The 23,874-nt window shown below is 66.6% G+C and carries 22 protein-coding genes; 12 read left to right on the top strand and 10 right to left on the bottom strand.

Annotated elements, in window-relative coordinates:
* Both JOE31_RS05025 and JOE31_RS05020 read right to left on the bottom strand, forming a co-directional pair.
* The gene (locus JOE31_RS05025) at positions 1-798 is read right to left on the bottom strand and encodes an IclR family transcriptional regulator C-terminal domain-containing protein (RefSeq protein WP_209742428.1); all 798 of its coding nucleotides are present in this window, start codon (positions 796-798) and stop codon (positions 1-3) included.
* A gap of 102 nt (positions 799-900) precedes the next feature.
* Positions 901-1,776: a shikimate dehydrogenase gene (locus JOE31_RS05020; RefSeq protein ID WP_209742427.1), complete on the bottom strand. Its 876-nt coding sequence runs from the start codon at positions 1,774-1,776 to the stop codon at positions 901-903.
* Between the two features lie 154 nt (positions 1,777-1,930).
* On the opposite strand from JOE31_RS05020, the gene JOE31_RS05015 reads away from it, so the two are divergent.
* A complete protein-coding gene (locus JOE31_RS05015; protein WP_209742426.1) occupies positions 1,931-3,259 on the top strand; it encodes an MFS transporter in 1,329 nt (442 codons plus the stop codon).
* A 95-nt stretch (positions 3,260-3,354) separates the two neighbouring features.
* Positions 3,355-3,801 carry an SRPBCC family protein gene (locus tag JOE31_RS05010; protein WP_209742425.1) on the top strand — a complete coding sequence of 149 codons (447 nt, stop codon included), beginning with the start codon at positions 3,355-3,357 and terminating at the stop codon, positions 3,799-3,801.
* Here JOE31_RS05010 and JOE31_RS05005 read toward each other — a convergent pair.
* Both JOE31_RS05005 and JOE31_RS05000 read right to left on the bottom strand, forming a co-directional pair.
* Positions 3,798-4,271 carry a hypothetical protein gene (locus JOE31_RS05005; protein WP_209742424.1) on the bottom strand — a complete coding sequence of 158 codons (474 nt, stop codon included), beginning with the start codon at positions 4,269-4,271 and terminating at the stop codon, positions 3,798-3,800. The two genes, JOE31_RS05010 and JOE31_RS05005, sit on opposite strands and share 4 nt — an antisense overlap.
* A gap of 9 nt (positions 4,272-4,280) precedes the next feature.
* Positions 4,281-6,206 carry a primary-amine oxidase gene (locus JOE31_RS05000; protein ID WP_209742423.1) on the bottom strand — a complete coding sequence of 642 codons (1,926 nt, stop codon included), beginning with the start codon at positions 6,204-6,206 and terminating at the stop codon, positions 4,281-4,283.
* A 125-nt stretch (positions 6,207-6,331) separates the two neighbouring features.
* Between JOE31_RS05000 and JOE31_RS04995 the strand changes: the two genes are divergently transcribed.
* Both JOE31_RS04995 and JOE31_RS04990 read left to right on the top strand, forming a co-directional pair.
* Entirely contained in the window at positions 6,332-6,928 is a 597-nt protein-coding gene (locus JOE31_RS04995; RefSeq protein WP_209742422.1) for a TetR/AcrR family transcriptional regulator, read from the top strand.
* 128 nt (positions 6,929-7,056) lie between these two features.
* On the top strand, positions 7,057-8,016 hold the full coding sequence (locus JOE31_RS04990; protein ID WP_209742421.1) for a helix-turn-helix domain-containing protein: 960 nt from the start codon (positions 7,057-7,059) through the stop codon (positions 8,014-8,016).
* Here JOE31_RS04990 and gdhA read toward each other — a convergent pair.
* On the bottom strand, positions 8,013-9,350 hold the full coding sequence (gdhA, locus tag JOE31_RS04985) for an NADP-specific glutamate dehydrogenase (protein WP_209742420.1): 1,338 nt from the start codon (positions 9,348-9,350) through the stop codon (positions 8,013-8,015). The genes JOE31_RS04990 and gdhA overlap by 4 nt on opposite strands.
* Before the next feature lie 205 nt (positions 9,351-9,555).
* Here gdhA and JOE31_RS04980 point away from each other — a divergent pair, with 205 nt between their 5' ends.
* Positions 9,556-10,224, top strand: coding sequence for an AmiS/UreI family transporter (locus tag JOE31_RS04980; RefSeq protein ID WP_209742419.1), 669 nt, complete (start codon positions 9,556-9,558; stop codon positions 10,222-10,224).
* Here JOE31_RS04980 and JOE31_RS04975 read toward each other — a convergent pair.
* Positions 10,201-11,676 (bottom strand): APC family permease, encoded by a 1,476-nt coding sequence (locus tag JOE31_RS04975; RefSeq protein WP_209742418.1) that lies wholly within the window; start codon positions 11,674-11,676, stop codon positions 10,201-10,203. The genes JOE31_RS04980 and JOE31_RS04975 overlap by 24 nt on opposite strands.
* A gap of 312 nt (positions 11,677-11,988) precedes the next feature.
* Between JOE31_RS04975 and JOE31_RS04970 the strand changes: the two genes are divergently transcribed.
* Complete coding sequence (locus JOE31_RS04970; protein ID WP_209742417.1) at positions 11,989-13,398, top strand: aldehyde dehydrogenase family protein; 1,410 nt, start codon at positions 11,989-11,991, stop codon at positions 13,396-13,398.
* 67 nt (positions 13,399-13,465) lie between these two features.
* Here JOE31_RS04970 and nagB read toward each other — a convergent pair whose 3' ends face one another.
* The 3 genes from nagB to JOE31_RS04955 are packed head-to-tail and all read right to left on the bottom strand — an operon-like array spanning position 13,466 to position 16,806.
* Entirely contained in the window at positions 13,466-14,275 is an 810-nt protein-coding gene (gene nagB / locus JOE31_RS04965; RefSeq protein WP_209742416.1) for a glucosamine-6-phosphate deaminase, read from the bottom strand.
* Positions 14,256-15,542, bottom strand: coding sequence for an N-acetylglucosamine-6-phosphate deacetylase (locus tag JOE31_RS04960; RefSeq protein ID WP_209742415.1), 1,287 nt, complete (start codon positions 15,540-15,542; stop codon positions 14,256-14,258). The genes nagB and JOE31_RS04960 overlap by 20 nt, the downstream gene beginning before the upstream one ends.
* Complete coding sequence (locus tag JOE31_RS04955) at positions 15,532-16,806, bottom strand: PTS transporter subunit EIIC (RefSeq protein ID WP_209742414.1); 1,275 nt, start codon at positions 16,804-16,806, stop codon at positions 15,532-15,534. Before JOE31_RS04955 ends, JOE31_RS04960 begins: the two co-directional genes overlap by 11 nt.
* Positions 16,807-16,918: 112 nt before the next feature.
* On the opposite strand from JOE31_RS04955, the gene JOE31_RS04950 reads away from it, so the two are divergent.
* The 4 genes from JOE31_RS04950 to JOE31_RS04935 all read left to right on the top strand — a co-directional run bounded on the left by JOE31_RS04950 (position 16,919) and on the right by JOE31_RS04935 (position 19,448).
* The gene (locus JOE31_RS04950) at positions 16,919-17,221 is read left to right on the top strand and encodes a glucose PTS transporter subunit EIIB (protein WP_209742413.1); all 303 of its coding nucleotides are present in this window, start codon (positions 16,919-16,921) and stop codon (positions 17,219-17,221) included.
* Complete coding sequence (locus JOE31_RS04945) at positions 17,218-17,745, top strand: PTS glucose transporter subunit IIA (RefSeq protein ID WP_307864371.1); 528 nt, start codon at positions 17,218-17,220, stop codon at positions 17,743-17,745. The genes JOE31_RS04950 and JOE31_RS04945 overlap by 4 nt, the downstream gene beginning before the upstream one ends.
* 4 nt (positions 17,746-17,749) lie before the next feature.
* Complete coding sequence (locus tag JOE31_RS04940) at positions 17,750-18,466, top strand: GntR family transcriptional regulator (RefSeq protein ID WP_209742412.1); 717 nt, start codon at positions 17,750-17,752, stop codon at positions 18,464-18,466.
* 124 nt (positions 18,467-18,590) lie between these two features.
* On the top strand, positions 18,591-19,448 hold the full coding sequence (locus JOE31_RS04935; RefSeq protein WP_209742411.1) for a prephenate dehydratase: 858 nt from the start codon (positions 18,591-18,593) through the stop codon (positions 19,446-19,448).
* 116 nt (positions 19,449-19,564) lie between these two features.
* On the opposite strand, the gene JOE31_RS04930 is transcribed toward JOE31_RS04935, so the two are convergent.
* A complete protein-coding gene (locus tag JOE31_RS04930) occupies positions 19,565-21,481 on the bottom strand; it encodes an FAD-binding monooxygenase (RefSeq protein ID WP_209742410.1) in 1,917 nt (638 codons plus the stop codon).
* Between the two features lie 221 nt (positions 21,482-21,702).
* Between JOE31_RS04930 and JOE31_RS04925 the strand changes: the two genes are divergently transcribed.
* Together JOE31_RS04925 and JOE31_RS04920 are read left to right on the top strand one after the other, a co-directional pair.
* A complete protein-coding gene (locus JOE31_RS04925) occupies positions 21,703-23,196 on the top strand; it encodes a fumarylacetoacetate hydrolase family protein (RefSeq protein WP_209742409.1) in 1,494 nt (497 codons plus the stop codon).
* The gene (locus JOE31_RS04920) at positions 23,189-23,872 is read left to right on the top strand and encodes a GntR family transcriptional regulator (protein WP_209742408.1); all 684 of its coding nucleotides are present in this window, start codon (positions 23,189-23,191) and stop codon (positions 23,870-23,872) included. Before JOE31_RS04925 ends, JOE31_RS04920 begins: the two co-directional genes overlap by 8 nt.
* Positions 23,873-23,874: the final 2 nt, after the last annotated feature.

The raw sequence follows: 23,874 nt of genomic DNA, 5'->3' as shown, positions 1-23,874 counted from the left end.
TCATCCCCGGGTTGCAGTAGTGAGCGGTGCGGCGGCCCGCCCGCCGTAGTCGTGGCCGATCTGCCGTGCGGCGTCCTGCAGCAGCGGAACCACCGTTTTTTCGATGGCTTCCGCCGGTGCCCGGTGGGTCTGGAGGGACACGTTGACCGCGGCGACCACCTCGTGGCCGCGCCACACCGGAACAGCCACACCGCGGAGGCCCTCCTCCAGTTCCTGCGAGACCATGGACCATCCCTTGGTCCGGGCCTGGTCCACCTCGGCCTGGAGCTCGTCGAGGCTCCCGATTGAGCGTTCGGTGAACCGCTGCAGCTGGACGGACTCGAAGTACGACTTCAGCTCGGCGGCGGACAATGCACCCAGCAGGACGCGGCCCATGGAGGTTGCCCAGGCGGGAAACCGGGTGCCCACGCTGATGGAGACGCTCAGCAGCCGGGGCGACGGAACGCAGGCGACATAGACGACGTCGGTGCCGTCGAGAATGCACAAGGAGGTTGTTTCGTTGAGTTCCGCGGCCAGCGACTTGAGGTGCCGCTCGGCGATTCTCGGCAGCGCCAGGTTCGTCAGGAACGATTGTCCGATGTCCAGCGAACGGGGCGTAAGTTCGAAGTACGGACCGTCGGCACGAAGGTAGCCCAGGTCAGTGAGCGTCAGCAGGAACCTCCGGGCGGAGGCCCTGGTCATATCCGACTTTGCGGCGACCTGGGAGACGGTCAGGCGGGGCTCGTCCGGGGCGAAGGAGCGCAGCACGTCAAACGCTTTTTCCACAGACTTCACGAAGTATTCGGGTTGCTCCGCCATGGAATCGTTCACCCTCCCTGAAGCTCAATGTCGGCCTCTGCGGACGCTTGGCCGCAGGCTTATTCCGATCATATCCGGATAAAGCACAGCGGATCCGCGGGGTTAGTGCGGTTTCAGCCCGCTGTCAGTCCCCCCCCCCCCCCCCCCCCCCCCCCGGATGTCGGTGAGTGTGCGGCCCAAAACGGCGCCGGCCTCCGGCTTCAGTCCGAGGATGGGGATCATGGCCGCTGCCTGCGCCCGCAGGTGGTCCCAGCCGTCGGCGCAGGGCAGGCCCTGCGCTTTCGCCGCTGCGATGGTGGCCGTCGTGTGGCCGGCATAGACGAAGTCATAAACAAAAGTGTCCGGTGAGAGCTTCGCGGTCCCCCATGCCGGTTCGTCGGCACTGCTCTTGCCGAGGGGCGTCGCGTTGACGATCAGCGAGGCGTCCGGCGCGTGAGCGCGCGCCTCGGCCCACGTCACCGCACCGGCCTCCATGCCCAGGCTGGTGGCGAGGTTCAGCAGCTGGCGGGAGGCACGCGGGTCCTTGTCCGTCACGGTGACCCGGTCCGCCAGTCCCGCCAGGGCGACCAGTGCTGCGCGTGCGGCTCCGCCTGCCCCGAGCATCACGGCGTGCCGCTGGTGCCGGCCGCCCAGCAGTTCGGCGACGGCAGTGATGTCCGTGTTGTGCGCACTCAGGCTCCGGCCGTGCCGGACCAGCAGGTTGGAAGCTCCGCTGATCCGGACCTGTTCGGTAACAGTGTCAGCTGTCCCCGCGGCCCACTGCTTGTGGGGCATTGTCACGTTTGCGGCGACTACGTCGGCCTCCAGCATCGCGTCTCGGACGCCGGACATGTCCTGGCCGGCCGGGACATCCCATGCCTCGTAGATCCAGCTGCTTCCCAGCTGTTCCAGGACCGGGCCCCAGAGCCCGGGCGACATGGCGGCCGAGGCTTCCGAGCCGATGAGGAACAGCCGGTAGGCCGGTGTGCGGGTTTCCATGGTGGCACCTTTCGATTGGGAGATTCGGTCGGGGGGGTGTTGTGAGGCACCTCACTCTGCGTTACTCTTTCAATAGTCGCATACCGCACAGCTGTTCGGAATGCGCACAATCTCGCAAACAACAACCGTCTTTCAGCGCGGAAGGGCAAGCACCATGACAAATACAGCTACAGGCGCCAGCATCGGAGCCGATCAGCGCCAGCTCAGGCGGGCCAAGAAAGCAGCCCTCGCCGCGTTCCTCGGCGGTGCCCTTGAGTACTACGACTTCTTCATTTACGCCACCGCTGCGTCGCTGGTCTTTTCCAAGATTTTCTTTCCGGCCGGGGACCCCACCGTTGCCCTGATCGCTTCCTTCGCCACCTTCGGCGTGGCGTACGTGGCACGCCCCTTCGGCGCGGTGGTCTTCGGCCACCTGGGTGACAAGATCGGCCGCAAGAACACCCTGGTGCTGACGCTGGTGCTGATGGGTTCGGCCACGTTCCTCATTGGCGTGCTGCCCGACTTCAACACCGCCGGCTACTGGGCCCCTGCCCTGCTGGTGCTCCTGCGCCTCATGCAGGGCCTCTCCGCAGGAGCCGAAACGGCCGGTGCCTCGGCGCTGTCCACCGAGGAAGCCCCGGAAGGCCGCCGCGGCTTCTTCGCCAGCTTTGCAATGAGCGGCATCTCCGCCGGCATCGTCCTGGCCTCGCTGGCATTCCTGCCCGTGGCTGCCATGAGTGAAGCCGACCGCCTCGCCTGGGGCTGGCGCATCCCGTTCTGGCTCTCGCTGATCGTGCTGATCGTCGCGTACCTGGTCCGCCGCTCGCTCGAGGAACCCGAGGTGTTCGAGGAGAAGCATGATCACGGCGAACTGGTGAAGCTCCCCTTCGCGAAGATGTTCAAGACCCACCCGGCCCAGTTCTTCCAGGTGGCCCTGATGTCCTTCGAGACCGTCACCAACACTTTCATGCAGTCCTTCGGCCTGGCCTACGCGGTGTCCGTCGGCGTCCCGGCCTCCACCATGCTCTGGGTCAGCATCACCGGCAACATCATTGCCATCGCAACCCAGCCGCTGATGGCCTGGCTCTCCGACAAGTACGGCCGCCGCCCGATCTTCATCACCGGCGTCCTCGGTTCAGGCGCCATGATCTTCATCTACTTCTCCGTGATCTCCACCGGCAACGTGCCCATGATCTTCCTGACCAGCACCCTGATCACGGCCGGAACCTACGCCATGTCCAACGCCATCTACCCCGCCTGGTTCTCGGAGCTGTTCAACGTGAAGGTCCGCTATTCGGGCATGGCCATCGGCCTGCAGGTCGGCATCCTGTGCGCCGGCTTCACCCCGCTGCTCGGCACCGCACTCGTCGGCGCGGACAAGGCCAACTGGGGCCCCGCCGCCTGGATCGTGGCCGCGTCCTCGCTCCTGGCCGTCGCCGGCGCCTTCTGGGCCCGCGAGACCAGCAAGACCCCGCTGCGCGAACTGGGCAACTCAGTCCACTGACGGGACCTTGTCCTCTGCGGCCCTGCGCCGCCAGGTGGTTGGCTGGAAGCCGGGGGACAACGCAGCGGCTGCCACTTGCCACCAGAGGAGTTCCAATGGGCCACATCAAGCTGAACACAACAATCGACGCACCCGTGGAGCGGGTCACGGAGATCGCCACGGATCCGCGGCATTGGGCCTCCTGGTGGGTGAATCTCGGAGAGGCCAAGAAAGTAACGGGCGACGGCGGGGCCGGCACCGTGGTGGAGCACAGTTACCTGATGGCCGGCGTCCCGTTTCCGGTGACCACGCACGTTGTGGAGAACCAGCCGACGCCCGCCGGCGGGAAACACGTACGGATTGAATTCGACGGTCCGCTCAAGGGCTGGCAGAACTGGGATTACGAACCAGCAGGAACCGGGACGCTCGTCTCGATGGAGATCGAATACAACGTGCCGGGCAGTGCGATCGGCAAATTCGTGGACCATGTCATGATCGAGCACCTTCAGGAACGCGCCCGGCAGCAGACGCTGGAAAACCTCAAGCTCATTGCGGAGCGCTAAGGACCGACCACCCAGGGCGTACGCCGCAGCCTGGCCACCAGCGTCGCGGCGAGTAGCGCCGTCGTGATTTCCATGGCGATGATGCCGATCATGCCTCCGGCCGCGGAAGCCGCGGTTTCCGCGGCCGGCATCCCGGAAACCCCGTGGCTGTGGCCGGCCGGCCCGGTAGCCGGCACGGCCCCCAGCAACAGGACAGCGTGCAGTGCGGCCATCGCCAGCGCGCACGCCATCACCTGACGCAGGGAACCGGGCCTGCCGTCGCGCCAGATGTGGACCGCGCACGGCAGGCACACTCCCACCATGGCCAGCATCAGCAGGTTCAGCCACATCCCGTGATGGTTTCCCGCAACGAGCCACAGGTGTACCAGGCAGGACGCAACAGTGGCCGCGGCGACGGCGCGCATGTGCAGCACGGGCCGGGGCTGGCGGATGGAGCCGGCGGCACGGCTCCATCCACGCAGGGCTGTCATGGCGCCTGCCTAGCCGTGGCAGTGTCCGCCGGCGGCGGGCGTGGTGTTCGGGTTGGCCGGCACGTCCAGCACGGGGCTGCGGTCGAAGAATCCCTCAGGCCGCAGCTTGAAGCCCACAGTGTCCACGGGCATGATGGGCCAGTCCTCGATCCGGGGGAAGTGGGTCAGCCCGAAGGTGTGCCACACCACGATGTCCTGGCCGTCGATCTCGCGGTCCTGCGCGATGTAGGCCGGCAGCCCCGCTCCCCCGGAGTGCTGGTTCACGAAGTCGCCGGTAGGGTACCGCTCATCCTCCGCGAACCGGGTGACCCACAGGTCCTTGGTGGCGAACGCCGCACGGCGGGCAATGGAGGAATCCGGATCGGCCAGGAGCGTGGGCTGGCCCTGGGCATGCAGCTTGTAGCCCACAGGTTCGCCCAGCCGGTTGCGCGACTCCGGGTTGGAGATGATCCAGGTCCGGCCGCTGCGGGCGTCGGCTTCCCGGACGGCGTCGGATTCCCGGGCCAGGACAGTCCTCTTCCGGGAGAACGCGTTGCCGCGCTCGTTGCCTTCGCCCATGGGCTGCCGGACCACGTCCTCCTCCTCCACCCGGTTGGTGAAGCCGTCGATCGCCATGTCCAGGCGGGCACTGAAAAGGTGCTGGTGGAACGGCGCGCCGAGCCCGGGTGCGAGCTGGGAAATGTTGGCCGAGCCGCCCTCCGGGAAGGCGCTGGTGAAGACTACGCCGGTGGCCTTGGCTTCGAATTCGATGGTGCCGTCGAGGTAGAGGTACCAGTAGAAGCCGTAGTCGTAGTTGCCGATGGTGGTGAAGAAGGAGATGACCAGGCGGCGGTTGCGGCGGGTGTAGTTGATGCCCGTCCAGAGGTCGCTGTGCTTGGCCAGGATGCCCCAGTCCTCCTCGTGCATGCAGATGCCGTTGCGGATTTCGCGGGGGTTGCCGAACGCGTCGCTGATCACGGGGCTCAGGTAGGTGATCTCGCCGAGGCAGTCGCAGCCCAGTTCAAGAGAATTGGCGTACTGGCCCACCAGGTATTCGCCGGTGTCGAAGTAGTTCTGCCAGGAACGGATCGGCGACGGGTCGCCATAGGGAACCACCATCTCGGCGATGGAGGCGCGGTTGATGATGGGCCGCTTGCGCCCGCCGTCCTGGAAGGCAAGGTTGTGCAGCACCACGCCCTCGCGGACATCGAAGCCGACGTCGACGCTCCACTTTTCCCATTCAACGTGGTTGCCGCCGGTGACCGTGAAGCTGGGCCCCTCGGGCTGGGTGATGTGCAGCGGCTTCTGGGTGGTGCGCAGCGGGCCGGTGAGCTCTGGGTCGGTGTAGTTGCCGTGCTCGGCGGGAATAGGGACAACCCCGGTATCCAGGACCTGCGTGACTTCCTTGCTGACGACGTCGACATAGGCCACCAGGCCGTCAACGGGATGCGCCCAGGCGCTGTCCTCGGGAAAGTCCTGGACGAAGGCCAGCCCGCGGAGGATGCGCCGGCCCTTTTCCTCCGGGTACTCGAAGACACCGGCGGACAGCGGGGCAACGCGGACCTTGCCGACGTCGAGCCCGCGGTCGGCCAGCGCCTTCAGCCACCGCGCGTCGGAGGCCAGGAGTTCCTCCACCACCTCGAATTCCTCTTCCAGCACGGGAAGTTCGCCGGCGACGGCGGTGTCCAGTTCGACGGCGGAAATCACCTCGCCGCGCGTCACGGAGACCGTTACGTCAACGGGGCGGCCGCCGGAAACATCGTGGATGAACACGCGGAAGCGCCGGTCCTCGGAATTCCCGGCGCTGCCCCGGGCGGGGTCCAGCAGGCCGAGATAGGCGATCCGCTTCGCCGGGTCCAGCAGTCCCCCGGCGCGGAGAATGCCCTGGACTTCGGTGATTTCAGCACCGGCTGCCAGGCGGTACGGGGTGACTGTGTCAGTTGGTGCAAGTGTCATGCGCTCGACCTTTGTCCGGGACCGTGTTGGGGTCGGAATTTTTATTTTCTATAGTTGTAGAGAATAACCGTCCGTAAGATGGCTCACAATAGCCAGCCGCAAGAAATTTCCGGGGGAGCACCACCGTGCCAAAGATTGTTGACCATGATGAACGGCGCCTGGAACTGGTGGATGCGACCTGGCGGATCATCGCACGGCTCGGCATCGAAGGTGCCACGATGCGGGAGATCGCCCTCGAGGCCGGTTTTGCCAACGGCGCCTTGAAGCCGTACTTCCCCACCAAGGACACGCTGCTGACATTTGCCTTCGGGCACGTCTTCAACAGAACCAATGAGCGCATCCGGGAAGTGACCGCAGGCAAGGCCGGGATTCCGGCGCTCAGGGCTTTTTGCGTTGAGGTGCTGCCGCTGGACTCCGAGCGCGTCAATGAAGCGCGGATCGTGGTCCCGTTCTGGCAGAAGGCCATTAACGATCCGGAAAAGGCTGCCATCCACCGCGAGTCCATGGAGCAGTGGCATGCCGCGATCGTGGCATACCTGGCCGAGGCAAGGACGCGGGGTGACGTGCGTGCCGCCGTCGACGACTCAGCGGTTGCCGGCCACCTGCTGAACATGCTGCTGGGCGCGCAGATAGCTGCCGCGCTCGCCCCGGACGGCCAGTCGGATCCGGGCCTCAACGACCAACTGGAAGCATTCCTGACGTTGCTGCAAACGCACCCGTAATTCTTTTTTCGACGTTCGTCGAAAAAAGATGACAACGCCAGCCATCGGCGCTACCCTGAAATGAATGTGTCGCAGGACACAGCTTTGGGGACCACTATTCAGATGGCTATCCGGCGTCAGGAACATCCATGTCTGCAATTACAGCCCGCCCCGCTGGCCAGGACCTCACGTCCAGCGTGGCCACCTCCTTCGACCACTGGCGGCATCTCGTGGCGGAGTCCTTTGTGCCGCTGGCCGCCGAGACGGATCATCCGGACACTTTCCGCGGCCGGATGCGCTCCAGGGTCCTGGACCGGCTGTGCATCGTGGAGGTCTCCGCCTCGGGCCACAGCGTCCACCGCACGCCCGCCCTGGTGGCCCAGCCGGGCCAGCGCTATTTCAAGCTCAACCTCCAGCTGGAGGGCACCGGGCTGCTCATCCAGGACAACCGCGAGGCAGTGCTGCGCCCCGGCGACCTCGCCATTTACGACACTAACCGCCCGTACACCCTGGCGTTCGAAGAGCAGGCCCGGGTCATGGTGGTCATGTTTCCACAGGACTCCCTGTCCCTGCCTCCGGATTACGTAGGCCAGCTCTCGGCGGTGCGGCTGGCCGGCGGGCACGGGCTGACCGGCATCGTTGGTCCCTTTATTGCCCAGCTGGCGGAGAACCTGGAAGCCCTCAGTGGGCCCAGCGGCTCGCGGCTGGCCGCCAACGCGCTGGACCTCGTATCCACCATGCTGCACTCGGAACTGGACATGGCCCGGGACAGCATGAAGCCCCAGGCACTCCTGGCCACGTCAGTACGCGAATACATCGAGGCCAACCTCGCCGATCCGCAGCTTTCGCCGGCCAGCATTGCCACGGCGCACTTTATTTCCACCCGCCACCTGCACAACATCTTCCACGAGACGGGTGCCACTGTTGCCAGCTGGATCCGGAGCCAGCGTCTGGAACGCATCCGCCGCGACCTGAGGGATCCGCTGCTCAACGGCACTTCCGTGGGCGCAGTCGCCGCACGATGGGGGTTCCTGGACGCGGCGCATTTCAGCCGCACGTTCCGGGATGCCTACGGCGAATCCCCCAGTGACTGGCGCCGCGGCGCTTAGATCAAGCCCTGCGCGAGCATGGCGTCTGCCACCTTGACGAAGCCGCCGATGTTGGCGCCCAGCACGTAGTTGCCGGGTTCGCCGTATTCGTCGGCGGTGGAGGCACAGCGGTGGTGGATCCCCACCATGATGTCCGTGAGCCGCTGCTCCGTGTGCTCGAAGGACCAGGAGTCGCGGCTCGCGTTCTGCTGCATTTCAAGGGCCGACGTCGCCACGCCTCCCGCATTGGCGGCCTTGCCCGGGCCGAACAGCACCCCGGCCTCCTGGAACACCGCAATGGCTTCACGCGTGGAGGGCATGTTGGCGCCTTCGCCGATGGCCAGCAGTCCATTGCGGACCAGCCTCGCCGCGGCATCGCCGTCGAGCTCGTTCTGCGTGGCACACGGCAGCGCCACCGTGGCGTCAACGTCCCACACCGAACCGCCCTCCACGTAGGAGACGCCGGAACGGCGCAGCGAATAGTCCTTGAGGCGACCGCGTTCGGTTTCCTTGACCTGACGGAGAAGCCCGACGTCGATTCCCGCCTCGTCCACGACGTAGCCGGAAGAGTCGGAGCAGGCCACCACGGTGGCGCCGAGCGTCTGGGCCTTGGCGACGGCATTGATGGCCACGTTCCCGGAACCGGAAACCACCACGCGCTGCCCGTCGAAGGACGTCCCGCGGGTCTTCAGCATCTCCTCGGTGAAGATCACGGTGCCGAAGCCGGTGGCCTCGGGCCGGACCAGCGAACCGCCCCAGGAGATACCCTTGCCGGTCAGGACGCCGGATTCGTAGCGGTTGGTGATGCGTTTGTACTGGCCGAAGAGGTAGCCGATTTCGCGCCCGCCGACGCCGATGTCGCCGGCAGGCACGTCGGTGTATTCGCCGATGTGGCGGTACAACTCGGTCATGAACGACTGGCAGAACCGCATGACTTCGGCGTCGCTGCGGCCGCGAGGGTCGAAGTCCGAACCGCCCTTACCGCCGCCGATGGGCATGCCGGTGAGGGCGTTCTTGAAGATCTGCTCGAAGCCGAGGAACTTCACGATGCCCAGGTACACGGACGGGTGGAAACGCAGGCCGCCCTTGTAGGGGCCGAGTGCCGAGTTGAACTCCACCCGGAAGCCACGGTTGATCTGCACGCGACCCTGGTCATCGGTCCACGGCACCCGGAAAATGATCTGGCGTTCGGGTTCGCAGAGCCGTTCCAGGATGGCCGCTTCGAGGAATTCGGGGTGCCGGTCGTGGACGGGGCCCAGGCTTTCGAACACCTCGACCACCGCCTGGTGGAACTCCGCTTCTCCGGGGTTCCTGGCCAGGACCGTGTCCCGGATGGCCTCGAGCCGTGCATCCATGATGATTCCTTACGTCGAACCGGGCGCGGAGAGTCTGCGGCATGCGCCGCACCGCCACCCTTTTATTGAAACTTCAACCTACCCGATTGTGACTGCGCAGGCCACGCATGACCAACCGGACTTCCACTAACCTCCGTATTGTGACATTTAATTTCCATAAAACGAAAGTTAGGGCATCGGTTCCGGCTCCGGCAGGGGACTTCTGATGGCCCACATTTGCCTGCTTCTCTCCGGAGCCGCACTGCTGATCAACGGCCTTGCGGCGCTGGACCTCCTCCCCCGCCGAGACGCTGCCGTGTTCAGCCTGGTCATCGGCGTCACCCAGTTGGTCCTCGGCGTCACGTACCTGGGGATTACCGGCGGCGGCGGCCTGCATTTGCTCCTCGGGGCATCCGGGATGTTCCTGTTCGGGCTGACCTACGTCTACGTTGGGCTGGATTTCCTGCTGGGACTCGGGTCGCGGGGCCTTGGCTGGTTCTGCGGGATGGTGGGCCTGTGCGGCCTGCTGCTTGCCGCCGCCTGGTCCGGGGAAGATCCGCTGCTGGCCGTCCTCTGGCTCTGCTGGACTTACCTGTGGCTGCTGTTCTACCTGCAGCTTGCGCTGGGCATGGAGCGCCTCGCGCCGCTCATTGGCTGGTCCCTGATCCTCACCAGCCAGTTATCGGCCACGGTTCCGGCGTTCCTGGGCATCACGGGGCGCTGGCCCGATGGTCCCGAAGCAGCGACGACGGCGGCGGGCGCCGCAACGGCCCTGGCGGTGCTTCTGCTGCTAGCCGGCTGCCTCGCGTGGCGCGGGCGCCAAACCGCCGCCCGCGCCGCCGTCGTCTCTCCTGATGTCCCAGACAGATTGCTACCCGGCGAACTCAAGCTCTGAGGCCCGGATCTGCCGCTCCACCCGGATCTCCACCAGCACGCCGGCCAGGAACAGCGCCGGAACAGCAGCGAGCAGGCCCGCGGCCGTTTCGGCACTGCCACCGATGAGGGACGTGAAGTTGCTGACCACCAGGTACAGCACCCACGCCAGCAGCGCTGAAGCGAGCACCGGGGCAATGAACGTCTGCCATTGCTGGCCGGGCACCTTTTCCCGTCGGAAATAGGCGACGACGGAGAGGGAGGACAGCATGTACAGCACCAGCAGTGCCGCGACGGCCAGGCCGCTGAACCATGAGAACAGCGTCAGCACCGGGTCCAGCCCCAGCAGGGCGAATGGCGCCACCAGCAGGGCTGCCACTACGGTCTGGATCCAGGCCGCGGCGGCAGGGGCACGATGCCTGTTGGTCCGGGCAACCACTGCGGGCATGGAGCCGCGCAGGGCCAGTGAGTGGAGGTAGCGGTTGATGCCGTTGTGGAAGGCGATGATGCCTGCCAGCAGCGAGGTCACCAGCAGGACACCGGCGGTGATCCCGGCCCAGGGTCCGAACATTTCGACGATGGGGCCGATCACGAAGGACGTGGCGTCCCCGGATTCCAGGGCGGCGCCTGCGGCATCCACTACGTGGGAGGGCCCGTAGAAGCTGACCAGCATCCAGGTGATGAAGGAGAAGAAGACGGCGATGATGCCCACGGACAGATAGGTGGCCCGGGCAACGGTCCGGTGCGGGTCTTTGGCCTCGGCGGAGTAGATGGCGGTGGATTCGAAGCCGAACATGGAGGCCACCGCGAACATGATGGCGACGCCGGGGGCTCCGCTGGCGATGGCTTCCGGCGCGAACGAGGCGGCGATGTTCAGCCCTTCGGGGCCACCGCCTTTGAACAGCACGGCGAATCCGAACATCAGGAGGATGGCCACTTCCAGGCCCACCAGGACAGCAAGGACGCGGGCACCGAGCTCGATGTTCATGGATCCCAGGACCTGGACGCCCGCCATGGTGACCAGGGCGAGCAGCCACCAGGGAACAGTTATGCCGGCGGATGCCAGCAGGCCGGAGAAAGCCGCACCGTACAGCCCGTACATGGCCGCCTGCACCGTGCTGTAGGCCAGCAGGGCAAGCCACGCCGCACCGGCACCGACCTTGCGTCCGAACGCTGCGGTGACATAGGCGTAGAAGGCTCCGTTGGTCTGCACCTTCCGGCTCATGGCCACGAAACCCACCGCGAAGATGACAATGACGATGCCCACCACGAGGTAGGCGCCCGGGGCGCCGGCGCCGTTGCCGAGCGCGGCCGCGAGCGGCGCTGCGCCCACGATGCCGGTCAGCGGGGCCTGCGCGGAAAGGACAAAGAACAGGATGCCCAGGACTCCGATGCTTCCTGCGCGCAAGGCGGTGGAGTGTTCCTGGCGGGAACCGGGTTCTGCGGTCCGGGATTCCGGGTTCGAAATACTCATTGGATCCTTCTTAACGGTCATGAGTGCTGCGGAGGGAACTTAGGGGAAAGTGCGTGGGAAGGGTGCCTGGGCCCGGGCAAAGGTGCACCGTGAAATCCAGCATGGCACTTGCCGCCGGGCCCGGCTTGTCTTGCAGCGATCAGTTGTTGTTCGTGAGCGCAATGTGGTTCAGGGCCGCCCGTACTGTTCGCCACCGGTCAAGTGCCGTACGCGGATACACAAGACCCCGCGGCGCCTCCCGGAGCACGCTTAAGGGAGCGCTGTTGGGCCGCTCCGGCCGCGTTCTCTGACCTACTCGAAGTGGAGTACCCCATGGAAACCTACGATGCCCTGCTGGCCTCGATCACCCCGGACACCGGCGAAACCCGGACCATCCTGGACCCCGCCACGGGGGAACCCGTAGGCGAAGCACCCGTGCACACCGTTGAGGACCTCGAGGCGGCCATTGCTGCCGCGGCAGCCGCCCAGCCCGCGTGGGCCGCCCTGGGCCACAACGCCCGGAGCGCCGCGCTCATGAAGGCCGCCGACGCCGTCGAACGTTCCGCCGAAGAACTCGCCCGGCTGCTCTCCCGGGAGCAGGGCAAACCGCTGAACGGCCCCAACGCCCGCTTCGAGGTGGGCGCCTGCGCCGCGTGGCTGCGGGTCGCCGCCGGCACGCCGCTGGAACCGGAAACCGTGGTGGACGACGGCGAAACCCGCGCCGAGCTGCACTACCGGCCCATCGGCGTCGTGGGTGCGATCGGCCCGTGGAACTGGCCCATGATGATCACCGTCTGGCAGATCGCCCCCGCCCTGCGGATGGGCAACGCCGTGGTGGTCAAGCCCTCCGAATACACGCCGCTGTCCGTCCTGGCGCTGGCCAGGGTCCTCAACGAGGAACTCCCCGAAGGCCTCCTCACCGTCGTTTCCGGCGGCCGCGACGTCGGCGCCCGGCTGGCCGAACACCCGGCGATCGGCAAGGTCATGTTCACCGGCTCCACCGCCACCGGCAAGGCGATCATCAAATCCTCCGCGGACACCGTCAAGCGCCTCACCCTGGAACTGGGCGGGAATGACGCCGGGATCGTGCTGCCCGACGCCGATCCCAAGGCCATTGCCGAAGGCCTCTTCTGGGGCGCCTTCATCAACACCGGCCAGACCTGTGCTGCGCTGAAGCGCCTGTACGTCCATGATTCGCTGTATGAAGCCGTGTGCGAGGAGCTCACCAAGGTGGCCGCCGCGATGCCGATGGGCAACGGCCTGGATGAGAACAACGTCCTGGGCCCGCTGCAGAACAGGCAGCAGTACGACATCGTGGCAGGTCTCGTCGAGGCCGCCCGCGGCTCGGGCGCCCGGATCCTGCTCGGCGGCAACCCGGACCCGGACCAGCCCGGCCACTTCTACCCCGCCACCCTCGTGGCGGACATCGACAACAGCAACCCGCTGGTGGCCGAGGAGCAGTTCGGCCCGGCCCTGCCCATCATCCGGTACGGCACCGTGGACGAGGCGGTCACCATGGCGAACGCGCTCGACGTCGGGCTGGGCGCCTCGGTCTGGTCCTCCGACCCCGCAGCCGCGCGGGACGTGGCTGCCCGGCTTGAGGCCGGCACCGTCTGGATCAACAAGCACGGCGCCGTGGACCCCCGCATCCCCTTCGGCGGCGCCAAGCAGTCCGGCTACGGCCTGGAATTCGGCGTCGAAGGCCTGAAAGCCCTCGGCGTTCCGCAGGTGATCAACGGCTAGCAAGGAGTTTTTGTCCACTTAGAGGGACTTCAGCCCCGTTTTGCGCCCGCTATCTGGACAAAAACTCCTAGACCACCGGCTGTCGCAGCCAGGGCCTGGTGGGCGTCTGGCCCAGCTGGTCGTTGAACTCCTGGGCCTCGCGGTAGTAGTCCAGCAGGCTCAGCCGGGACGCGGCCGCCGGGTCCAGGATGACCACGGCCCGGCGGTGCATTTGCAGCACCGAGGCGGGGCAGTGCGCGCTGACCGGCCCTTCCACCATGGCCTGGACCGCGCCGGCCTTGTTCTCCCCCATGGCCACCAGCACCGCCAGCCTGGCTTCGCGGATGGTCCCCAGCCCCTGAGTCAGGCACAGCCGGGGAACTTCTCCATCCGGGAAGAACCGGGCGTTGTCGGCACGGGTGGCACCGGCCAGCGTCTTCACCCTGGTGCGGGAGACCAGCGACGAGGTGGGCTCGTTGAACCCGATGTGGCCGTTGGCTCCGATGCCGAGGATCTGGATGTCCACCCCGCCGGCGGCCGAGATGGCGGCGTCGTAGCGCTCGGCTTCGGCGATAAGGTCCGGCGCATTCCCCTGCGGGGTAATGAGCTGCTCGGGCGGCAGGTCCACATGGTCGGTGAATTCCCGCCGGATGGTGGAGTGGTAGCTCTGTTCGTGCTCCGGCGGCAGCCCGGCGTATTCGTCCAGGGTGAACGCGGTGACCCGGCTGAAGCTCAGCAGTTCCTCGCGGTGCCGCCGGATGAGTTCCTGGTACGTGGATTTCGGCGAACCTCCCGTCGCCAGCCCCAGGACGGCCGGGCCCTGCCGGACCCGGGCGTCGATGATGTCGGCTGCCCTGCCCCCTACGTGTTCCGCGGACTCACACAGAATGATCTGCACTCGTTTTCCTTTCCTCCGCTAGCGGTGCGCCGGCCCGGTAGGCCTGCAGCAGTTCGAGTTCTTCGGTGGTCACCAGCATGTCGGCGCGGTACCCGGTGATGATGGATCCGACCTGCGCGGGGCCCGGCTGGTCCAGGCCCATCAGTCGGGCAGGAGTGGCCGAGGCCGCGGCGACGGCGTCGGCCAGCGGCACGCCCCACCCGACGCAGCGGCGGACGTTTTCCAACAGCAGGCTGGTGGCCCCGGCAATCGCCCCGGGACGGGCATCATCCGCCGCGGGAACCAGCCGGGCCACCCGGTCCTGGACCTGCACGTCCAGGCTGCCCAGCGTGTAGTGGCCATCGGACATTCCGGCCGCCGCCATGGCATCCGTAATCAGTGCTATCGAGCCCGGTCCCACCAGATTGAAGACCATGCGGACAATCTCCGGGTCCAGGTGCACACCGTCGGCTACCAGCTCCACGACCATCCGGTCCGGTGACTCCCGGGCTTCCTGCAGCAGGACCGGAATAGGCCCCGGTGCCCGGTGGCCCAGCGCCGGCATCCGGTTGAACAGGTGGGTGGCGGACCAGGGACCGGCACCCGCCCCTCCCCCGAGGGCTTCCCGTGTCCGTGCCGCCGTGGCGCCGGTGTGGCCAAGGGACGGGACCACGTGGTACTCCCGGCACAGGGCCACCAGCTCGGCAAAGTGCGGCGTTTCCGGGGCAAGGGTCAGCGAACGCACCGTTCCCCGCCCCGCCTCGAGCCACTGCCGCAGGAGCGCCGGGTCACCGTCGATGATGGCCGCCGGGTCCTGCGCTCCGCACATGCTCCTGGCGATGAACGGCCCCTCCAGGTGCAGGCCGGCCAGCGTGCCGTCCTGCACCAGCTCCCGCAACACAGCGATCTGCTCAATCAGCACACCGGACGGCGCCGAAACGAGCGAGGCGAGCACCGACGTCGTGCCCTGACCGGCGTGAAAACCTGCCGCCAGGCGGGCGCCGTCCGCATCCGCGGAGAAGGTGTGCCCCACTGCGCCGTGGCAGTGGACGTCCACGAGTCCGGGCAAGATGAGCGGAACCTGTGATGTTTCGACGTCGACGCCGGCGGGCAGCTCCGCCGTCGGGCCGCACCACACGATGCGTCCCCCGGCGATCACCACCGTGCCGTCGTCGATCACTCCATCCCCGGGGCGGCCGGTGACCAGGCGGCCCCGCAGCCCCAGCACGCCGTCGTCGTCTCCCGCTCCGGGTTGAGTCAGCCCCGGCAGGCCGGGTTCAGCTCGCATCGGCTTTGGCCATCGAACCGTTCTCATCGGTTTCGTCTTCGCGCCCCATGGTGCGCAGGTTCCAGCGCCGGATCACGAAGCGGAACACCACGTAGTACACCGCCGCGTAGCCCAGCCCGATGGGAACAAGCCAGAGCGGATTCTGCGCGATGCCGAAGTTGAGCAGGTAGTCGATGGCCCCGGCGGAGAACCCGAACCCGTGGTGGATGCCCAGGAAGTTGACCAGCATCATGGAGGTTCCGGTCAGGACGGCGTGGACGAGGTAGAGCGGCCAGGCCACGAACATGAAGGAGAATTCCAGCGGTTCGGTGATGCCGGTGAGGAAGGCGGTAAGGCCGGTGGAGAGCATGACGCCGCCGACGATCTTCTTCTGGGACGGCTTGGCTTCGTGCCAGATGGCGAGGGCGGCCGCCGGCAGGGCGAACATCATGATGGGGAAGAACCCGGTCATGAACACACCGGCGGAGGGGTCTCCGGCGAAGAAGCGGTTGAGGTCGCCGTGTGCGCCGTTGTAGTCGCCGATGATGAACCAGACGATCGAGTTCAGGATGTGGTGCAGGCCCAGCGGGATGAGCAGCCGGTTGAGTGTGCCGTAGACGCCGCTGCCCACCACCGTGTTGTCCGCGACGGCGTTGCCCACGGCGGTCAGGCCCGTGTTGAAGAAGGGGTAGAGGAGCGCCATGACCACGCCGATCACGATGGCCGCGAACGAGGTCAGGATGGGCACCAGGCGCCGGCCGGCGAAGAACCCGAGCCAGTCCGGCAGGGTGGTCCGGTGGAACTTCTGCCACAGCCAGGCCGTGGTCAGGCCCATCACGATGCCGGCCAGCACGCCGTAGTTGATGACGGGATCCTTGCCGCCCTCCGGGGCGGCGCCCAGCACCAGCGGTGCCATGACTTTGAAAACGTTGGTCAGGACCAGGAAGCCGACGACGGCGGCCAGCGCCGTGGAACCGTCGCCCTTCTTGGCGAAGCCAAAGGAAATGCCGACGGCGAAGAGCAGCGGGAGGTTCTCGAACAGGGCCCCGCCGGCCGCGCCGATTACTTGCGCAACGGTGGTCAGGGATTCGAACCTGCCCAGCAGGTCGTCCTGGCCCAGGCGCAGGAGGAGCGCGGCTGCGGGAAGGGCGGCGATGGGGAGCATGAGGCTGCGGCCGAAGCGCTGCATGTTCTGCAATGCTTTACCGCTGCCCTTGGCCTTGCCCGGGGCCGGTGCGGCCAGCGGGCCGGCCCCGGCTGAAGCGGACGGGTTTTCCGTGGACATGAGGTTCCTCGTTTCAAAAAGGGGTGCTTGTGCGGGGATGCGGGATTCAGTAGAGTTTTGCTAACTGGTTATAACCAGTGACAATCATCACTGTGAAGTGCACCGGGCTTAGTTGTCAACCTCAGGCAGGAAAAAAGCTTCAGGACCGGCCGGACTCACCGCGAAACAACCAACAGGAGTGGACATGTCCAAAGCAGAAATCATCCTCGCCGCCCTGGGCGGCGCCGACAACGTCGAAGAGATCGAAGGGTGCATCACCCGCCTGCGCACCGAAGTGGTGGACGCCGGAAAGGTGGACGAGGCCGCACTCAAGGCGGCGGGCGCCCACGGCGTCATGATGGCCGGCTCGGTGGTTCAGGTGGTAGTTGGCCCCGAGGCGGAGAGCCTGGCAGAAGACATCCAGGACCTGATGTGAACTCGCCTGACGTGGGCACCGCAGGTGCCGGCACGGCAGATGTGGAGACAGCGCCGGTCGGGGCCATCAGTGTGGCCTCGCCCCTGCCCGGCCGGCTCATCCCGCTGAGCGAAGTGCCGGACCCCGTGTTCGCCAAGGGGCTCGTCGGCGGAGGCGCCGCGGTCATCCCGGACGACGACGCCGGTGTGCTTACCGCCGTCGCGCCCTTGGACGGCCGGGTCATCAAGGTCATGCCGCACGCTTACATCGTCCAGCACGCCTCGGGACCCGCAGTGCTGGTCCACGTCGGCATCGACACGGTGGGCCTGAAGGGCGAAGGCTTCAGCGTGCTGGCGCAGAAGGGGGACCAGGTCCGGGCCGGAGACCCCATGATCAGCGTCGACGTCACGTTTGTCCGCTCGAAAAACCTCAGCATGTGCAGCCCCGTGGTGGTCCTGGACAGCAAACCGGATGCCGTTGAACTGCCGGCCTCCGGCGGCCGCGTCGAAGCGGGCGGACACCTGTTCAACCTGCCCGGACAATAGAGCTATGGATACGGCGGGGGAACTCAAACACGTCTGGGTGCGCAGGCAGCTCCAGGATCTCGTGGCCACCAGGCTTCGGCCGGGGGACGCGCTGCTGGGGGAACGCCAGCTGGAGGAACAGTTCGGGGTTTCACGTATTACGGTGCGGCGGGCGATCTCGGACCTCGTCCAGGACGGGGCGCTGGTCCGGATCAAGGGCAAGGGGACCTTCGTCTCGCACGGCCTGGTTCGTTCCACCCTCCATCTGGCCTCCTTCAATGAGGACATGCGGGCTGCCGGCTTCGAACCCAGCACCCGGGTCATCACTGCCGCGACGGCGGAGCCGCCCGCTGCGGCGGCCGAGCACCTGGGGCTGCCCACGGGACAGGCGGCCTATCAGGTCCGCAGGCTGCGCCTCGCAAACGGGGCACCCGTCAGCGTGGACGAATCCTGGCTGCCGCCCCCGCTCCTGCCGGACCTGCTCTCCGAGGACCTGACGGGATCGCTCTACCGGGTCCTCGCTGCCTCCGGACATCCGGTGCAGCATGTGGAACAGACCGTCGAGGCTGCCGCCGCATCGGAGGACACCGCGGCCCTGCTGGACATCGAGCCCGGGGCCCCCGTCCTCCTCTTCAGGCGCCGCTCGTTCACCGGCCAGGAGGACCCGGGCACGCCCATCGAGTACTCCATCTCAACGTACCGCTCAGACCGGTACCAGGTGTCGATGCGGCTGGCGCTCTGACGGAGGCACCTGTATTCCCGTCTCACCCAACTGGCTGGCAGTTAATGTCGTGAAACGCGCGAATGGCGACGTTAAATGCGAGCCAGTTGGGTGGGAGCCGCCAGGGCGTGAAACCATACGGTTCGTGACCCAGAAAATTGCGTACCAAGGTGAACCCGGCGCTAATTCCAATATTGCGTGCGCCCAGATGTTCCCGGAGCTGGAAAGCATCCCGTGCGCCAGCTTCGAGGACGCCTTCGAGCTGGTATCCGGCGGTGAAGCCGACCTGGCCATGATTCCGATCGAGAACTCGATAGCGGGGCGGGTGGCGGACATCCACGTCCTGCTCCCCCAGTCCCGCCTCCAGATCGTGGGCGAGTTCTTCCTGCCCATCCACTTCGACCTGCTGGGCATCCCCGGCAGCACCATCGAAGGCGCCACCGAGGTCCACAGCCACATCCACGCCCTGGGCCAGTGCCGGCGCCTCATCCGGAGCGCCGGACTGAAGCCTGTTATTGCCGGCGACACTGCAGGCTCCGCCCGGGAGGTGAGCGAATGGAACGATCCTGCCAAGCTGTCCCTCGCTCCCCCACTCGCGGCCAAGATCTACGGGCTGGAGGTGCTCGCATCGCGCGTCGAGGATGACCCCTCCAACACCACCCGTTTCGTGGTCCTGGCTCCTGAAAAGGAACTGCCGTCCCGGGAGGAGCTGCCCGGACCGGCAGTAACCAGCTTCCTGTTCCGGGTCCGCAACGTCCCCTCCGCGCTCTTCAAGGCCCTCGGCGGTTTTGCCACGAACGGCGTGAACATGACCCGGCTGGAAAGCTACATGGTGGGCAACGAGTTTGCCGCCACCATGTTCATGGCCGACGTCGAAGGCCACCCCGAGGACCTGCCGCTCCGGCTGGCCCTCGAGGAACTGGACTTCTTCACCACGGAAGTGCGCATCCTGGGCGTCTATGCCGCCGCCGAATACCGGACCGGGCAGGCAGCCGCCGGCTGAGGTCCGGGCTTCGGTCCTGCGCGGGTGGAGTTTTTGTCCAGATAACGGGACTTCGGCCGCCTTTTGGACCCATTATCTGGACAAAAACTCCCATGCGCGGGGCAACAGGTCCGGGGCTAGACTGCCGCGGCCCGTCCGGTCGCCAGGAGGGGTGCGAAGAACGCGCCGAGTTCCGCCGTCGCCGCCAAGGGCAGGACGTTGGCCACGTACTGGTCCGGGCGCACCACCACGATCACGCCGCCGCGGTCCAGGCCGCGCAGCTCGAAGATGTCAGCCTTCGGATCGGTGGCGTACACCTTCTCGTAGTCCGTCAGCTGGAACGGGCCAACCTGCGGCTTGAACACCGCCGGGACCGCGTTGATATCAACGTCCGTGTGGGGCTGCTGGTAGATCACCTTCACGTCGAACCATGCGTCGAGGTCGGCGCCCGACGGCGTGGCGGCCAGCGGCGAGTCCGGCGCCTTCGCAATCCACTCGGCGAAGTCGGCCACCGCTGAGGGGACACCCTGCTGTCCCGTTGCCGGCGCTGCCGCGTCGGCGAAGACGTAGATGCGCCACCGTCCGTCCGCCGTGGCGTGGTGACCGAGCTGCATGGGGTTGGTATCGCAGACCCGCACGACGGGCGCTGACTTGAAGCGCTTGCCGACGGGGAAGCCGGCGGCCAGCTCCTGGTGTTCGGCACTGCCGGTGAGCATCGACGGGGTGTACTGGGTCATGAAGCCGGCCGGGAACTCGGCAGTGCTTACGTAGAAGTCCTCAAGCTCGGAAGGGCTCTCGAACTCTTCAGGCTTCTTCGCCATCATCGTGGACCACTCTTTGTCGAAGTCGATGAGGTTCTTGGCGATGACCTGCCGTTCGTTCGAGTAGGTGGTCAACAGGCTTTCCGGGCTGCGGCCCTCGAGGACGTGGCCGAGCTTCCACGCCAGGTTGAACCCGTCCTGCATGGAAACGTTCATGCCCTGCCCGGCCTTGGCGCTGTGCGTGTGGCAGGCATCGCCGGTGATGAACACCCGGGGTGCGCGGGTGCCCCGCTGGTCCGGGAGGACGTCGTCGAACCGGTCGGTGAGCCGGTGGCCCACCTCGTACACGCTGTGCCAGGCGACGTCGCGGACGTCGAGCGTGTACGGGTGGAGGATCTCGTTCGCCTTGCGGATGATCTCCTCGATGGAGGTGTTGCGCACGGCACCTTTGTCGTTGGGGTCCACCTCGCCGAGGTCAACATACATGCGGAACAGGTACCCGCCTTCGCGTGGGATGTGCAGAATGCTCCCGCCCGAGCCGGACTGGATTGCGCACTTGGTGCGGATGTCCGGAAAGTCCGTCACGGCGAGGACGTCCATAACGCCCCACGCATGGTTGGCGGCGTCGCCGGCGAGGGTGCAGCCGATCGCATCGCGCACCTTGCTGCGCGCGCCGTCTGCGCCGATGACATATTTGGCCCGGACAACCTTTTCCTGGCCTTCCCGGGGACCTGCAGTGTGAAGCAGGGTCACGGTGACCGGATACTCCCCCTCGCCGGTGACTTCCAGGCTCCGGAATTCAAAGCCGTAATCCGGGGCCATGCGCGTGGGCGAATTCGCCATGAATTCGGCGAAGTAGTCCAGGACGCGGGCCTGGTTGACGATGAGGTGCGGGAACTCACTGATCCCCATCGCGTCGTCCACCGCCCGGGCTCCCCGGATGATGCGCGAGTGGTCGGCCGGGTCCGGCTTCCAGAACGCCATTTCGGTGATCCGGTAGGCCTCGGCGATGATCCGTTCGGCGAAGCCGAAGGCCTGGAAGGTCTCGACGCTCCTCGCCTGGATGCCGTCCGCCTGGCCGATGGGCAGCCTGCCGGCGCGGCGTTCTACGATGCGCGTGGTGATGCCCGGGAACTGGGACAGCTGGGCGGCGGCCAGCATGCCGGCGGGGCCTGTGCCGACAATCAGGACGTCCACCTCATCAGGAAGCTCAGTGGGCCGATTGATGCCTACGCCTGCTGCCGGCCGGACTCGCGGGTCACCGGATACGTAACCGTGGTGGTGGAATTGCACGGGGGTCCTCACTTCATTGTGGGCGGCGGATCGCCGTCTTCTGTATTCGATATTCGAACTAAGTGTTCGATAATAGAAATCTATGCTCTTTCAAAACTGTACGCAGATATGACCTGCGTTACAAGCAGCCCGGAAAACTCCCTGAAAACAAAGGGTTGACGTTCCACGCTCCCTGAGTGATAGTTATCGTATACGATTTCGTACTCGATGAGGAGTAACTCTTGGAACAGGTCACCGACCGCATCCTGGCCGCGGCCCGCAAAGTCATCGCGGTGCATATCAACTACCCCAGCCGGGCGGCCCAGCGCGGCCGCACTCCGGAGCAGCCCTCCTACTTCCTGAAGCCGTCCTCGTCCCTGGCGACAGGGTCGGCGGAAGCCCCTTCAACGGTGGAACGCCCGGCCGGATGTGAACTCCTCGGCTACGAAGGCGAGATCGCCCTGATCATCGGCAAGCCGGCCCGCCGTGTGGGCGTCGAGGACGCCTGGAGCCACGTCGAGTGGGTCACGGCCAGCAACGACCTCGGCGTCTACGACCTCCGCTACGCGGACAAGGGCTCCAACCTCCGGTCCAAGGGCGGGGACGGTTTCACGCCGGTCGGCCCGGGACTGATCGCAGCGGACGCCGTCAACCCCGCAGAACTCCGCATCCGCACCTGGCACAACGGCGAACTTGTCCAGGACGACACCACCGGGGACCTCCTCTTCCCGTTCGCCCGGCTTATTGCGGACCTCTCCCAGCTCCTCACCCTCGAAGAGGGCGACATCATCCTGACCGGCACGCCGGCCGGCGCCTCCGTCGCCAGGCCGGGCGACGTCGTCGAGGTTGAAGTCAGCACCAGTACGACGGCGGGCGCCGCCGGCGGTGGCCTGTCCACCGGCCGCCTGGCCACCCGGGTGGAGGAAGGCACGACGCCGTTCGCGGACTTCGGCGCCCGGCCCAGGACCGATGACCTCCAGCGGGAGGAAGCGTACGGTTCGCGGGAAGCGGCCGGGCTTGCCGCCGTCGGGCCCGTCCTCCCGCCGGAACTGAAGGCCAAGCTGGAAAGCGTCTGCACTGCCACCCTGTCCTCCCAGCTGCGCAAACGCGGCCTGAACAACGTCAGCATCGACGGCCTCACCTCCACCCGCCCGGACAAGCGGATCGTGGGCCTGGCCCGGACCCTGCGCTACGTGCCCAACCGCGAGGACCTCTTCAAGACCCACGGCGGCGGCTTCAACGCCCAGAAGAAGGCCATCGACTCGGTCAACGAGGGCGAAATCCTGGTGATGGAAGCCCGCGGCGAAAAGGGCACCGGCACCATCGGCGACATCCTGGCCCTCCGCGCCCAGGTCCGCGGCGCCGCCGCCGTCATCACCGACGGCGGTGTCCGAGACTTCTCCGCGGTGGCCGCCATGGACATGCCCACCTACTATTCCAACCCGCACCCGGCCGTGCTGGGGCGCCGGCACATCCCGTGGGACACGGACATCACGATCGCCTGCGGCGGCACCACCGTGCAGCCCGGGGACATCATCGTGGCGGACGCGGACGGCATCCTGGTGATACCGCCGGCACTGGCCGAAGAACTCGCGGACGATTCCATCGCCCAGGAACGCGAGGAAACCTTCATTGCCGAGATGGTGCAGCAGGGCCACAGCGTGGACGGCCTCTACCCGTTGAACTCCGAATGGCGGGCCAGGTATGAAGAATGGGAAGGCCCCGCACATGACTGAAATAGTGATGGCCGGCAGTAAGTCCGAGCAGGCGTACGCCGCCGTCAAGGCCCGGATCGTGGACGGCACCTACTCCCCCGGCTACCGGCTGGTGCTGGCGAAAATCGCCGAGGACCTTGGCGTCAGCGTGGTGCCCGTCCGCGAAGCCATCCGCCGCCTCGAGGCCGAAGGGCTGGTCACGTTCGAGCGGAACGTCGGCGCCACCGTGTCCGGCATCGACCCCACGGAGTACCTCTACACGATGCAGACCCTGAGCATCGTCGAAGGTGCCGCCACGGCTCTCTCGGCTCCGCTCATCGGTGCGGCGGACGTGGCCCGGGCCCGGGCAGTGAACGAGGAAATGCGCGAATGCCTGGAGCACTTCGACCCCGTCCGCTTCACCCGGCTCAACCAGGACTTCCACAGCGTCCTGTTCGAGCACTGCCCCAACCCGCACATCCTGGACCTCGTCCACCGGGGCTGGAACCGGCTCGCGTCGCTGCGGTCCTCCACGTTCCGCTTCGTCCCGGGCCGCGCCCGTGACTCGGTGGACGAACACGAGGCCCTGCTCCGGCTCATTGAAACCGGCGCCACGGCCGACGACATCGAAAAGGCGGCCCGCCTGCACCGGAGCGCCACCCTGGATGCCTACCTGGCGCAAGCTACCTCCACCGAACAACAGACCGCACAGCAGTAAGG

Origin of the sequence: Arthrobacter sp. PvP023 (genome assembly GCF_017832975.1) — a bacterium.
Taxonomy (GTDB): domain Bacteria; phylum Actinomycetota; class Actinomycetes; order Actinomycetales; family Micrococcaceae; genus Arthrobacter.
Note: the sequence above shows the minus strand (reverse complement) of the source record. Positions and strands in the feature narration are given on the sequence as shown.

Excerpts from the sequence above, each read along its gene's own strand:
- JOE31_RS05015 (WP_209742426.1), top strand. The coding sequence starts at position 1,931 with ATGACAAATACAGCTACAGGCGCCAGCATCGGAGCCGATCAGCGCCAG.
- JOE31_RS04980 (WP_209742419.1), top strand. The coding sequence starts at position 9,556 with ATGGCCCACATTTGCCTGCTTCTCTCCGGAGCCGCACTGCTGATCAAC.
- JOE31_RS04970 (WP_209742417.1), top strand. The coding sequence starts at position 11,989 with ATGGAAACCTACGATGCCCTGCTGGCCTCGATCACCCCGGACACCGGC.
- JOE31_RS04920 (WP_209742408.1), top strand. The coding sequence starts at position 23,189 with ATGACTGAAATAGTGATGGCCGGCAGTAAGTCCGAGCAGGCGTACGCC.
- JOE31_RS05010 (WP_209742425.1), top strand. The coding sequence starts at position 3,355 with ATGGGCCACATCAAGCTGAACACAACAATCGACGCACCCGTGGAGCGG.
- JOE31_RS04975 (WP_209742418.1), bottom strand. The coding sequence starts at position 11,676 with ATGAGTATTTCGAACCCGGAATCCCGGACCGCAGAACCCGGTTCCCGC.
- JOE31_RS05000 (WP_209742423.1), bottom strand. The coding sequence starts at position 6,206 with ATGACACTTGCACCAACTGACACAGTCACCCCGTACCGCCTGGCAGCC.
- JOE31_RS04955 (WP_209742414.1), bottom strand. The coding sequence starts at position 16,806 with ATGTCCACGGAAAACCCGTCCGCTTCAGCCGGGGCCGGCCCGCTGGCC.
- JOE31_RS05025 (WP_209742428.1), bottom strand. The coding sequence starts at position 798 with ATGGCGGAGCAACCCGAATACTTCGTGAAGTCTGTGGAAAAAGCGTTT.
- gdhA (WP_209742420.1), bottom strand. The coding sequence starts at position 9,350 with ATGGATGCACGGCTCGAGGCCATCCGGGACACGGTCCTGGCCAGGAAC.
- JOE31_RS04990 (WP_209742421.1), top strand. The coding sequence starts at position 7,057 with ATGTCTGCAATTACAGCCCGCCCCGCTGGCCAGGACCTCACGTCCAGC.
- JOE31_RS05020 (WP_209742427.1), bottom strand. The coding sequence starts at position 1,776 with ATGGAAACCCGCACACCGGCCTACCGGCTGTTCCTCATCGGCTCGGAA.
- JOE31_RS04960 (WP_209742415.1), bottom strand. The coding sequence starts at position 15,542 with ATGCGAGCTGAACCCGGCCTGCCGGGGCTGACTCAACCCGGAGCGGGA.
- JOE31_RS04940 (WP_209742412.1), top strand. The coding sequence starts at position 17,750 with ATGGATACGGCGGGGGAACTCAAACACGTCTGGGTGCGCAGGCAGCTC.
- JOE31_RS05005 (WP_209742424.1), bottom strand. The coding sequence starts at position 4,271 with ATGACAGCCCTGCGTGGATGGAGCCGTGCCGCCGGCTCCATCCGCCAG.